The sequence below is a fragment of the Mycetocola sp. Y791 genome, from assembly GCF_059445325.1.
Window position 1 is genome coordinate 966908 of the sequence record NZ_JCAIUC010000001.1, and the last position, 11496, is coordinate 978403.

The 11496-nt window shown below is 65.0% G+C and carries 12 protein-coding genes; all 12 read left to right on the forward strand.

The features are described 5' to 3' along the window. Nucleotides 1–86 precede the first annotated feature (86 nt). Nucleotides 87–626 carry a HEAT repeat domain-containing protein gene (locus tag AC1C2N_RS04475; RefSeq protein WP_495433019.1) on the forward strand — a complete coding sequence of 180 codons (540 nt, stop codon included), beginning with the start codon at nucleotides 87–89 and terminating at the stop codon, nucleotides 624–626. 85 nt (nucleotides 627–711) lie between these two features. Then, nucleotides 712–1761 carry an efflux RND transporter periplasmic adaptor subunit gene (locus AC1C2N_RS04480; RefSeq protein WP_495433020.1) on the forward strand — a complete coding sequence of 350 codons (1050 nt, stop codon included), beginning with the start codon at nucleotides 712–714 and terminating at the stop codon, nucleotides 1759–1761. Continuing rightward, on the forward strand, nucleotides 1758–2462 hold the full coding sequence (locus AC1C2N_RS04485) for an ABC transporter ATP-binding protein (RefSeq protein ID WP_495433021.1): 705 nt from the start codon (nucleotides 1758–1760) through the stop codon (nucleotides 2460–2462). The genes AC1C2N_RS04480 and AC1C2N_RS04485 overlap by 4 nt, the downstream gene beginning before the upstream one ends. Beyond that, on the forward strand, nucleotides 2462–3679 hold the full coding sequence (locus AC1C2N_RS04490) for an ABC transporter permease (RefSeq protein WP_483405813.1): 1218 nt from the start codon (nucleotides 2462–2464) through the stop codon (nucleotides 3677–3679). The genes AC1C2N_RS04485 and AC1C2N_RS04490 overlap by 1 nt, the downstream gene beginning before the upstream one ends. A 102-nt stretch (nucleotides 3680–3781) precedes the next feature. Further along, on the forward strand, nucleotides 3782–4273 hold the full coding sequence (locus AC1C2N_RS04495; protein WP_483405814.1) for a GNAT family N-acetyltransferase: 492 nt from the start codon (nucleotides 3782–3784) through the stop codon (nucleotides 4271–4273). 70 nt (nucleotides 4274–4343) lie between these two features. After that, nucleotides 4344–7208, forward strand: coding sequence for an FtsK/SpoIIIE family DNA translocase (locus tag AC1C2N_RS04500; protein WP_495433022.1), 2865 nt, complete (start codon nucleotides 4344–4346; stop codon nucleotides 7206–7208). A 3-nt stretch (nucleotides 7209–7211) separates the two neighbouring features. Then, complete coding sequence (gene pgsA / locus AC1C2N_RS04505) at nucleotides 7212–7817, forward strand: CDP-diacylglycerol--glycerol-3-phosphate 3-phosphatidyltransferase (protein ID WP_495433023.1); 606 nt, start codon at nucleotides 7212–7214, stop codon at nucleotides 7815–7817. Next, nucleotides 7814–8356: a CinA family protein gene (locus AC1C2N_RS04510; protein WP_495433024.1), complete on the forward strand. Its 543-nt coding sequence runs from the start codon at nucleotides 7814–7816 to the stop codon at nucleotides 8354–8356. The genes pgsA and AC1C2N_RS04510 overlap by 4 nt, the downstream gene beginning before the upstream one ends. Nucleotides 8357–8543: 187 nt before the next feature. Beyond that, the gene (locus AC1C2N_RS04515) at nucleotides 8544–8852 is read left to right on the forward strand and encodes a helix-turn-helix domain-containing protein (protein ID WP_108390619.1); all 309 of its coding nucleotides are present in this window, start codon (nucleotides 8544–8546) and stop codon (nucleotides 8850–8852) included. A 105-nt stretch (nucleotides 8853–8957) separates the two neighbouring features. Beyond that, nucleotides 8958–9182: a DUF3046 domain-containing protein gene (locus tag AC1C2N_RS04520; RefSeq protein ID WP_483405818.1), complete on the forward strand. Its 225-nt coding sequence runs from the start codon at nucleotides 8958–8960 to the stop codon at nucleotides 9180–9182. 240 nt (nucleotides 9183–9422) lie between these two features. Then, nucleotides 9423–10508: a recombinase RecA gene (gene recA, locus AC1C2N_RS04525; protein ID WP_483405819.1), complete on the forward strand. Its 1086-nt coding sequence runs from the start codon at nucleotides 9423–9425 to the stop codon at nucleotides 10506–10508. Between the two features lie 9 nt (nucleotides 10509–10517). After that, entirely contained in the window at nucleotides 10518–11411 is an 894-nt protein-coding gene (locus AC1C2N_RS04530; RefSeq protein WP_495433025.1) for a regulatory protein RecX, read from the forward strand. The last annotated feature ends 85 nt before the right edge of the window (nucleotides 11412–11496 follow it).

Here is an 11496-nt window from a genome sequence, read left to right on the forward strand (position 1 = left end):
CGGACCGGTTCTGGAAGTCCAGGGCCGGGTCGGACCGGGCTTTTCGCATGTTCGGGCGGTAGACGTGGGATACCGTTGATCAGGATATGACGAATACTGACATCCCCATCGACTCACCCCTCGGCGAACGCATCGACCTTGCGGTCGCCCGCTACGGCGAAGAAGCCTTCGTGACCAAGGTCCTCGGCCTGCTCGACGGGCGTAACGAAGGCGATGACGTTCTGCTCTACGTCGGTGGTCGCCACGCCCAGGGAGTACTCGACGGAGCTCCAGCGCTCTACTGGCCCGAACTCTGGGGCGCCCGTGCGCTTCTGCACGTCTGGAACGACGCGGCAACGCCCGCCGTGCTCCGTGGAACCACCAACCGGGCATGGCGCGTGCGCGAGATGTGCCTCAAAGTCTGCGCCGAGCGCAGCATCGGCACCGAGTCTGAACTCGCGAAGCTCACAACCGATGAGAACCCGCGGGTCCGCGCAGCAGCTTCACGGGCTCTCGCGAAGGTCGGCGGTCCCGACAGCGAAGAGATCATCGGTCGGCTCCTCAGGGATCCCCAGAAGGATGTCCGTCGTGCAGCAGGCGACTCGCTCGCGGTCCTCAAAGACCGGCTTTCTCCCCGCAACGCCTGAGGTCGCGCCACGTCATCCGGGAGGATGACGCGCCCGAGACATCCGCATCCCTAGACTCGAGCCATTCGAGACGATCGGGGTTCACATGGGTGTCTGGCGCAAGTGGATCTTTCCGATCCTCCGAGTAACGATCTTCGCGGTGATCGCCGTCGCGCTCGTGAAGGTGGCGTTCTTTCCCGATGCCTCGGCCGAAGCCGACCCGGCGATGGCCACCGGTTCGATCACCGAGCCCGTCATCCAGGTGGCACTTGGCTCGATCGTGACGACCGTTGTGGTCGACGGTTCGGTGAGCGCAGACCCGGCGTCGCCGGGCAAGGCGACGCTCGCCGGCGAGGTGAGTGCCATTCCGGTGAGTCAGGGCCAGGCCGTCTCCGCCGGCGATTCGCTCGCCACGATCCGGCAGGAGATCCTGCAGGACCCTGTGGCCACGACGGATGCCGACGGCAACGTCACGATGACGCAGCCGAAACCCCGGTACAAGACGGCGACGGTGACGGCTCCCGTCGCCGGGGTCGTGTCCAATATCCCGGTGCTCGTCGGCCAGATCGTCGCGGTCGGTGACGTCCTGGCCAGTGTGGCGCCGCCCACCTTCAGCGTGACCGGGCCCATGCTGCCCGAGGACCAGTTCAAGCTCGTGACCCAGCCGGCAGACGCGCAGGTGGAAGTGATCGGAGGGCCCGGTGCATTCACCTGCACCGGACTGACGATCACCAGCCCACTCGCCGGAGCGGAAGCATCCGTCCCTGACCAGACCGGGGCAGGGCCAGCACCGTCGACGGGAGCGACGGTGCGCTGCGCGGTCCCTGCCGACGTGCGGGTCTTCGCCGGCCTCACGGCGAAGCTCACCATCGCGGGCGGAAGCGTCGATAACGCAATGACGCTTCCGGTGACGGCGGTCAAGGGCAATGCGGCGAGCGGAACAGTCTGGGTGGTCGGCGAGGATGGCGCTCACGAGGAGCGCGCCGTGACCCTCGGCCTTAATGACGGAACCGTCGTCCAGATTGTGGACGGCGTTGCCGAAGGCGATGAGGTTCTCGAGTTCGTTCCTGTGGTTGACGCGACCGATCCTGCCGTTGATGGCTGCATCGAGCAGCCGGACGGATCGGTGTACTGCGAGGAAGGTGTCGTCAGTTGAGCCTCATCGAGCTGACGGACGTCACGCGCACGGTCCTGATCCCCGACTCCGATCCGCTCACGATCCTCGATGGAGTGAATCTCAGGGTTGAGCCGGGAGAGCGGGTCAGCATCGTCGGACGATCCGGTTCGGGAAAATCGACACTCCTCAACCTGCTGGGGATGCTCGACCTTCCGAGCACGGGGGAGCTCACTTTCGAGGGCGAATCGGTGGCTGCCATGAAATCCGGCCGCCGTGACCGGGTGCGCGGCGCCAACGTCGGCTTCGTTTTCCAGCAGTTCAACCTGCTCGACGGACGGACCGCGCTCGAAAATGTCACGATGCCCCTGCTCTACGCGAGGGGTCCGCGGTTTTGGGCGAGGGAGCGACTGGCCGCGGACATGCTCGACCGGGTCGGGCTCGGACACCGGCTCTCAGCGTTGCCCGCAAGCCTCTCCGGAGGGGAGCAGCAGCGCGTGGCCATCGCGCGGGCCCTCGTCCGCCAGCCGAAACTCATCCTCGCCGATGAGCCGACGGGCGCCCTCGACGTTGAAACCGGCCAGAGCGTGATGACGCTCATCGACGACATCGTGCGCGAGGAGAACGCCGCACTCGTCACCATCACCCACGACCCGGCGATCGCCGCCAGAAGCGACACCCACTTCCGGCTTGACCGCGGCGTACTCACCACCGATTCCTACCCCACCGCAGTGGTTCTCTGATGGGCGGCTTTCTCTCCGGCATCGTCGGCGCGTGTGCCGAGGCCTGGCAGGAGGTCCGCATCCACAAGGGACGCGTGCTTCTCTCGCTCGTCGGCGTCGCCGTCGCGGTGTGCGCCCTCAGCGGTGCAATGGCCCTGTCCGCCATCGCCCAGCAGGCGACCATCGAGCAGGCAGACAGCGCGGGGGGTCGTCCGGCGACCCTGACGATGTCGATGCAGTCGTCGTCGGGAACAGCGGCAGGGACGGAGGCCGCTGAACAGGCGTGGTTCGACGTGATGGATCGGTACGAGATCTCCTACGCGACGCGCGTGCTGTGGGAATCGGGCCGTGTGCAGTTCCCTGACAGCGTTCAGGAGGTCAGTATGCAGGTCGTTGACCAGCCGTACGCCGAGATGCACCGGACCCGCATGGCCGAGGGCAACTGGTTCCAGGTCGGCGACAGCTCGAGGCTTGCCCCGGCGATCGTCGTGAACACGGCGTTCTGGGAGCAACTGGGTTCTCCGAACCTGGCGACGCATCCGGTTGTCTCGATCGAGAGTCTCGGCGGAACCAAAGCGACAGTGATCGGCGTCTACGCGACGAGTGTCTGGGACACCTGGCCGTCGATGTACATGCTCACGAGCCACTTCCACGCCGCCGCGGACGCTCCGGGAAGCGGCCTGCTGCCGTCGTACGAGATGTGGGTTCCCACCGAGTTGGCGGCGGAGCTCGCGACCCGGATCCAATCCGAACTCGGTGGCGCCCTCGGCAACGGGGCATCCGTCACGGTCGATCGCACCGACTGGGGCACCCAGATGGACGATCCAACCGCGATCCTCCGGCTCATCACGATGGGAATCGGCGGCATCATCCTGCTGCTCGGAGCGCTCAGCCTGCTCAACATCGCCCTCGTCACTGTCCGGCAGCGGATTCGCGAGATCGGTATCAGGCGCAGTTTCGGAGCGACGAGTGGCAGGGTCTTCTTCGCCGTGATGATGGAGAGCGTTGTCGCAACGTTCGTCGCTGGAATTGTGGGCGTGATCATGGCGATCCTGCTCGTGCAGAGTCCGATCATGTCAGACCTGGTGAGCTTCGGCGGGGTCAGCGACGTCCCGCCGTTCCCGGCGTCAGCCGCGATCTTCGGACTCGTCGTTGCGACGGTGGTCGGTGCTCTCGCCGGTCTGATCCCCGCGATCATCGCGGTGCGGGTCAGGGTGATCGATGCCATTCGCTACTGACCTGTGCGGGGCACGGCAGGAGTTGCGCCCGATCCGAGCTCACGCCGCGACTGATTGAGGAACCGTCATCTTCTCGAAACACTGATGCCTTAGCATCCGTATATGGCCAATTACCGGCTCCGCAAAGCGACGCGAAGTGACGCGCGGTTCCTCGGCGACATGCTCGTGGAGGCACGCAACTGGACGCCGTCGCGTTCGGTGGTCCGGGTGGACGCGATAGCGGATCCTCTGGTTGCCCGTTACATCGAGGGGTGGAAACGGCCGGGGGATGCCGGCACGATCGCTGTCGACGACGCGGGGAGTCCGATAGGCGCGTGCTGGTATCGGCTCTTTCCCGAGCACAGCCCTGGCTCTGGATTTGTGGAGCGCGGTGTACCGGAGCTGACGCTCGGCGTCGTGAGCGTCTGGCGAGCGCAGGGCGTCGGCCGCCAGTTGCTCCACGCGGTGGTCGTTCAGGCGCGGCAGCAGGGTCACAACCGGCTGAGCCTGCACGTCGACAAAGCCAACTTCGCGTCGAGGTTGTACCTGGCTGAGGGCTTTGTTCCCGTGATCCGGGACGAAACCTCGTTCGTCATGGTCCGCACGCTCCGCTGACCGGGCGCGATAGCGGGAACTCCCGCGTCAATACCGGGCAACGTCGGTGCGGCCAAGTACCGTTGAGGCCATGGCTACGACGAGTAAATCCTCCAGCGGCGGCCGGAGTACGTCGGCGCGCTCAGGAACAACAGGCACTTCCAAGACTCCAGCGAAGACACCGGCGAAAGCGCCCGCGAAGAATTCGCGCACCAGGGCGGTACCGACAACGACCGCCAAAACCGTTGCATATCCCGCCGCAGCGACCGGCGGCGACAACGCACTCGTCAAGATGTGGATGGGACTTGCTCACCTCGTCGGAGGGGCCGCGAGGGCTTTTGGGGCCGAACGGTTCGAGAAAGACCAGCGCAGGGACGGTGTCCCGTTTCTCATCTTCCTCCTCGCCATCGTCGGCATGGTGGTCGAGTGGTTCGGCGTCAACGACGCCGTGGCCCAGAACCTCACGGCATTCACCTTCGGTGGGATCTTCGGACGCCTGGCCTTCGCGCTGCCCGTCATCATGGTGCTGCTCGCCATCTGGCTCTTCCGGCATCCGTCGAGCGTCGACGACAACGGACGCATCGGGATCGGTCTCATCATCGCCCTCGTCGCGGTCTCCGGGCTCTGCCATGCCTTCGGAGGACAGCCGAACCCGAGCCAGGGAATGCCGGCACTCGCCCAGGCCGGAGGGCTCGTCGGCTGGATCGTCGGCGCGCCCCTCGTCGCACTGATCACGCCGATCGGGGCGGGCATCGTGCTTGGCCTGCTCGCTCTGCTCAGCATTTTCATCATCACGAAGACCCCACCGAACAAGATCGGTGAGCGCTTCAGGCAGCTGTACGCTTGGACGTTCGGCACCGAAGTTGTGACCCCCGAAGAGCGCGAACTGGCCAAGACGGAGAAGACCAGACAGGTCGAACTCGACGGCATCGATGGCGTCGAAGACGGCACAGACGACGACTCCCTCCCGTGGTGGCGCCGCAACAAGAGCCAGCGTGAGGTCGATCCGGCCTTCGACTCTGAGTCGGCGGACGTCACCGAGCTGCTCGGGCTCAAGCCGAAGCGGGGCAGGGGCGAGTTCGATTCGGCAATCGAAAGCCCGCCGCCCGTTGTCGAGAACGTCGACATGTTCGGTAACCCGCTCGACGCCGACGATTCCATGACCGAGGTCATCGGCGACCTGTCCCGGGCAGAGGCGGCTCTCGCCGGAGCGGGTCCGGCGAAACCATCGTTGTCAGGTCTCCACGACGACGGCCCCGACAACCAGACCGAGGCGCTCCCCGGCATGGAAGGCCTCGGGCTTCTCGACGGCACCACAGATGCCTCGCAAATGGCGCGGCCGATCCAGCCGACCGCTCCGTACCGGCTCCCGGCAGCATCGACCCTCGGCGCCGGCGATCCCGCGAAGACGCGGTCGGCCGCGAACGACGAGGTCGTCGCTGCCGTGACGAGTGTTCTCGACCAGTTCAAGGTCGACGCGAAGGTCACCGGGTTCTCCCGTGGTCCGACAGTGACCCAGTACGAGATCGAGGTCGGCCCTGGTGTCAAGGTCGAGCGCATCACAGCCCTGACCAACAACATCGCGTACGCCGTCGCATCCAACGAGGTCCGCATCCTCGCCCCGATCCCGGGCAAGAGCGCCATCGGCGTCGAGATCCCCAACACCGACCGCGAGATCGTCACCCTCGGTGATGTCCTCCGCTCAGCCAACGCAACGAAGAGCGTTCACCCGATGACGATCGGCGTTGGCAAGGATGTCGGAGGCGGATTCGTTGTGGCGAATCTCGCCAAGATGCCCCACCTCCTCGTCGCGGGTTCGACCGGTTCGGGTAAGTCGAGCTTCATCAACTCGATGATCACGAGCCTCCTGATGCGCGCAAAGCCGAGTGACGTGCGCATGGTACTCATCGACCCGAAGCGGGTCGAGCTCACCTCGTACGCCGGAGTGCCCCACCTCATCACGCCCATCATCACCAACCCCAAGAAAGCAGCCGAGGCGCTGCAGTGGGTGGTGAAGGAGATGGACATGCGGTACGACGACCTGGCCAGTTTCGGCTTCAGGCACATCGACGACTTCAACAAGGCCGTCGTGAACGAGGAGATCGTTCTCCCCGTCGGAAGCGAACGGGTGCTCAAGCCTTACCCGTACCTGCTGGTCGTCGTCGACGAGCTCGCCGACCTCATGATGGTCGCGCCGCGTGACGTCGAAGACTCGATCGTGCGGATCACGCAGCTGGCACGAGCATCCGGAATTCACCTCGTTCTCGCGACCCAGCGCCCGTCCGTCGACGTCGTCACCGGCCTCATCAAGGCCAACGTGCCGTCCAGGCTCGCGTTCGCTGTGACGAGCGTCACCGACTCTCGGGTCATTCTCGACCAGCCGGGTGCAGACAAGCTCATCGGGCAGGGAGACGGGCTGTTCCTGCCGATGGGTACGAACAAGGCGATCCGTGTGCAGGGCGCATGGGTGTCGGAAGACGAGATCGAGAAGGTCGTCAAACACGTCACCCAGCAGGCACGACCCGAGTACCGCAAGGATGTCGCTGCCGTCGTCGAAAAGAAGGAAGTCGACGCCGACATCGGCGACGACCTCGATCTGCTCCTCGCTGCGGCCGAGCTGGTCGTCGGTACCCAGTTCGGGTCGACGTCGATGCTGCAGCGCAAGCTCCGTGTCGGCTTCGCCAAGGCCGGCCGCCTGATGGACCTGATGGAATCGCGTGAGATCGTCGGGCCCTCCGAGGGCTCCAAGGCACGCGACGTCCTCGTGACGGCCGAGCAACTGCCCGGTCTGCTCGCCAAACTCCGTGGGGAGGACGCCCCAATGCCGGCGGCGTCGCCGTCGCTGGCCGACAGCGACCAGTACGAGGGCGACCCGGTCGAGAAGCAGTTCGATGGGTACGATGTGGTTGACGGCGATTCCGACGAAGACGCCTGGGGACTCACAGGCAAGGAGTAGTACATGGCCATTCCGGCCACACCACCGAACGGATCAGCGAGGCCCGCCCGATCGGCGAATCTCAACGTTCCGAACGCAATCACCATCGTCCGGATTTTGGCCGCTCCGGTCTTCATCTGGATGCTGCTTGCCGACGACGGGCAGGACGGCGGCCTCCGCTGGGCCGCAGCGATCCTGTTCATCGTCGCGATCGCCACCGACTGGGTCGACGGCGCCATCGCACGAAAGCACGGTCTGATCACCGACCTCGGTAAGCTCCTCGACCCCATCGCCGACAAGGTCCTCACCGGAGGTGCCCTCGTCGCTCTCTCGATCCTCGGCGAACTGCCCTGGTGGGTCACCATCCTCGTGCTCGTCCGTGAGGTCGGCATCACGGTCCACCGGATGATCGTGGCGACAGACCACGTCGTCGCCGCGGCGTGGATGGGAAAGCTCAAGACCGTCGCGCAGTCCATCGCGATTTCGTTTGCTCTGGTTCCCCTCAACACGGTCGTCGGTGACTGGATCTTCTGGGTGAACGGCGTGCTCATGACCATCGCCGTCCTGCTCACTGTCGCTAGCGGTATCGACTACGTGATCACCGAGCTCAAGGCTCGGCGGGCGCGATGACATCCGAGGCTCCGGCTCCGGCTCCGGCTCCGGCTGACGCGACCGCGGCGCTCATCGCGCGGCTCGCTGAGCGCGGCCTCACGGTGGCCGTTGCCGAGTCGCTGACCGGTGGACTCCTCGTCGCCGAACTCATCAGGCCACCCGGCGCGTCTGCCGTCGTGTTCGGCGGTGTTGTCGCCTACGCCACTGAGCTGAAGCGCACCGTCCTCGGAGTGGATGGCGAACTGCTCGCCCAGTTCGGGCCGGTGGATCCGGAGGTTGCCCGCCAGATGGCATCCGGTGTGCGTACCGCGCTTGCGGTCGACGGACGCGTCGCCGACATCGGAATTTCCACCACGGGTGTGGCCGGTCCTGACCCCCAAAGCGGAAAGGCACCCGGAACGGTATACGTGGGGCTGTCGACGAGCGACGGTGCGCGGGCGCTCGAACTGCAGCTCGACGGCGACAGGACCACGATCCGAAGTGCGACGGTTGCTGCCGCGATCGCACTGATCGCGGATTCAGAGAAGAGTACAACGTCACCTGTCGCCGACCTTTGAGAAACTCGCGCGTCGTCGCCCGGGTTTCCGCGGGAATACGTGGTGTTACAACCCAGTTACACACTAGGTATTCACAAGAAAAAATCAGTGAGCGACAGTAAGGTTTTTCAGACGGATGGGTGTAGTAATGTTATCCAACCACGGGCTTACCAGTGGTCAGGCTGATCGGCAGAGAAGGAGGGGTCCCATGATTCTCGTACGTCAGGAAATCGGTGACGTGTTGCGCGACTTCCGGCTGCAAAAGGGGCGGACTCTTCGCCAGGTTGCAAGCAAGGCAAGTGTTGCACTCGGTTATCTCAGTGAGGTTGAGCGCGGCCAGAAGGAAGCATCGAGCGAGATCCTCGCCTCGGTCGCAGACGCACTGGACACCCCGATCTCAGTCATCATGCGCGAAGTCGGTGACCGTCTCGCCGTCATCGAGGGCATCGCGCCCATTCCAGACACGGTTCCCGACGAGTTCGTTGCAGAACTCGACGCGGACCTGGTTGCCCGCTGACGCTGGCACACATAATTTCCGGATGCCCCGGCCCGCGACAGCGAGCCGGGGCATTCCTCGTCCGCTCGCGACCGCGAGCCCTCTATCTACAGTGAGCCGAGACAAGTGAAACTCAGCGAGTTCAGACTGGCCGTCACCACCGAGTTCGGTGGCGCATACGGGCGTGTCCTCACCAGCGACCTGGTGCTGCGCGAACTCGGTGGGCGCACGGCGGATGAAGCGCTGGCAGCGGGGGAGTCTCCGCGTAACGTCTGGATGGCGCTCTGCAAGGAATCGGACGTTCCCCGCGACCGCTGGCACGGCGTCGGGGTTCGGCCGCCTGTCCAGTAGCACCCGGATCTTCCTTCGACACGCCGAAGAATATTTCTCGAACACTCGTTCGGTCTGCGATAGGCTCCTACACAAGGGCCCATCTGGGGCAGTACGTCCACTGTTTTCCTCCCTCTGACTCAATGTCAGAGGTGCCTCATACAGTCGACACTGTTCACGAAAACGCTCCCAGCCTTGTTGAAGCCGAGTTCCGGCCCGACAGCCTATAGGCGCACCGCTATCGCACAGGAAGAGGCAGACATGCCATCAGTAGCAGACCGCGAGAAGTCCCTTGAAACGGCACTCGCCCAGATCGACCGTCAATTCGGCAAGGGTTCAGTCATGCGCCTCGGCAGCGATGAGCGGGCTCCAGTAGCAGTCATCCCCACCGGCTCAATCGCGCTTGACGTCGCGCTCGGCGTTGGCGGCCTTCCGCGTGGCCGCATCGTTGAGATCTACGGTCCTGAGTCATCGGGTAAGACCACACTCACGCTCCACGCGATTGCGAATGCGCAAAAGGCGGGCGGCATCGCGGCATTCATCGACGCGGAGCACGCACTCGACCCCGAGTACGCCAAGAAGCTCGGTGTCGACATCGACGCCTTGCTCGTCTCCCAGCCAGACACCGGTGAGCAGGCGCTCGAGATCGCTGACATGCTCGTGCGTTCGGGCTCCATCGACCTGATCGTGATCGACTCCGTTGCGGCACTGGTGCCGCGCGCCGAGATCGAGGGCGAGATGGGTGACTCCCACGTGGGTCTCCAGGCCCGACTGATGTCACAGGCGCTCCGCAAGCTCACCGGTGGACTCAGCCAGACCAACACCACAATGATCTTCATCAACCAGCTGCGCGAGAAGATCGGTGTCTTCTTCGGAAGCCCCGAGACCACCGCTGGCGGTAAGGCGCTCAAGTTCTACGCGTCGGTTCGACTCGACATCCGCCGGATTGAGACCCTCAAAGACGGAACGGATGCCGTCGGAAACCGTACGCGAGTGAAGGTCGTCAAGAACAAGATGGCGCCGCCGTTCAAGCAGGCCGAGTTCGACATTCTCTACGGCACAGGGATCTCACGAGAGGGCAGCCTGATCGACTTCGGTGTCGAGCACCTGATCGTCAAAAAGTCGGGTTCCTGGTACACCTACGACGGTGAGCAGCTGGGTCAGGGTAAGGAAAACTCGCGTAACTTCCTGCTGACGAACCCCGACATCGCCAACGAGATCGAGTCGAAGATCAAGGCCAAGCTCGGAGTCGGTGTTGCCAAGGTCGAGGCGGAGGCACCAGCCGCTGCCACAGGTGCCAAGGTCAAGACCACGGCCGACCAGCTCGCTGCCAAGCGCGGCGCCTAGGCCTCCGTTATGGTTTCGTTTCGCGACCCGGGTCGGCCGGACACCCCGACCGACCCGGCAGGCGGGAACCCCGCCGACAAGCCCGGCGAGAAGATCGCGCCGGTGACCTACCTGCGCGGTGCCGGGCACACGCCCGAGCCTGCACGCACGGGTACCAGATCCGACGCCGATTCCTGGTTCGGGTCTGATCCCGAGCCGGCTGCGGAACGAACGACGTCCGGGGCGGGTTCGGAGTCCGAACGCGCTCCCGGAACGCGCTCCTCACCGCGCAAGCGGTCCGGGGGTTCAGCGGCCGGGCACCTTCGGGCGGTCGGTCGCGACGGTGCTGTCAGGGATGGTGCTGTCAGGGGCGGTGCTGCCATGGACAGTGGCGCCGAGCACGACGAGGACGAACCCGTCGAGCAGGTTGCCGACCCCGAAGCCGTCGAGTCGCTTCTCGTACGGAAGCTCGCCCGGAGGTCGCTCAGCGAGGCTGAGGTCCTCGCGTTTGCCGTTCAGGAGGGGCTGACCGCCGCACAGGCGAACACGATCCTCGACCGGCTTCGTGACCTGGGCTATGTCGATGACCGCGCCCTCGCCGAGCAGCTCAAGCACTCGCTGTCCGAACGCAAAGGACAGAGCAAGGCCGTCGTCGCTCGCGCCATGTCCGGTCGCTCGATCGACCGCGACATCATCACCGAGGTGCTCGATGACATCGAGCAGGATGATGAGCTCGGCGTCGCGACCGAACTCGCCCGCAAGCGCGCCTCGCAGATGTCAGGACTCGACAAGCAGACGCTGGAACGCAGGCTCACCGGTTTCCTCGCGCGACGCGGTTACCCCGGCAACATTGTGCGAGAGGCTATCGCGCCAGTGCTGACCGGCCGCTCGTCGTCACCGAGCTCGACGGTACGGTTCCGGTAGTTCGTTCGCCGTCGGTTGGCGCCCGTCCAGATCGGGCGTGCGCCGACTGGCGCTCCCGCTGGCAACAACCTGCCCGCCGCTGGCA

Excerpts from the sequence above, each read along its gene's own strand:
- AC1C2N_RS04475 (WP_495433019.1), top strand. The coding sequence starts at position 87 with ATGACGAATACTGACATCCCCATCGACTCACCCCTCGGCGAACGCATC.
- AC1C2N_RS04480 (WP_495433020.1), top strand. The coding sequence starts at position 712 with ATGGGTGTCTGGCGCAAGTGGATCTTTCCGATCCTCCGAGTAACGATC.
- AC1C2N_RS04490 (WP_483405813.1), top strand. The coding sequence starts at position 2,462 with ATGGGCGGCTTTCTCTCCGGCATCGTCGGCGCGTGTGCCGAGGCCTGG.
- AC1C2N_RS04495 (WP_483405814.1), top strand. The coding sequence starts at position 3,782 with ATGGCCAATTACCGGCTCCGCAAAGCGACGCGAAGTGACGCGCGGTTC.
- AC1C2N_RS04500 (WP_495433022.1), top strand. The coding sequence starts at position 4,344 with ATGGCTACGACGAGTAAATCCTCCAGCGGCGGCCGGAGTACGTCGGCG.
- pgsA (WP_495433023.1), top strand. The coding sequence starts at position 7,212 with ATGGCCATTCCGGCCACACCACCGAACGGATCAGCGAGGCCCGCCCGA.
- AC1C2N_RS04510 (WP_495433024.1), top strand. The coding sequence starts at position 7,814 with ATGACATCCGAGGCTCCGGCTCCGGCTCCGGCTCCGGCTGACGCGACC.
- AC1C2N_RS04515 (WP_108390619.1), top strand. The coding sequence starts at position 8,544 with ATGATTCTCGTACGTCAGGAAATCGGTGACGTGTTGCGCGACTTCCGG.
- recA (WP_483405819.1), top strand. The coding sequence starts at position 9,423 with ATGCCATCAGTAGCAGACCGCGAGAAGTCCCTTGAAACGGCACTCGCC.
- AC1C2N_RS04530 (WP_495433025.1), top strand. The coding sequence starts at position 10,518 with ATGGTTTCGTTTCGCGACCCGGGTCGGCCGGACACCCCGACCGACCCG.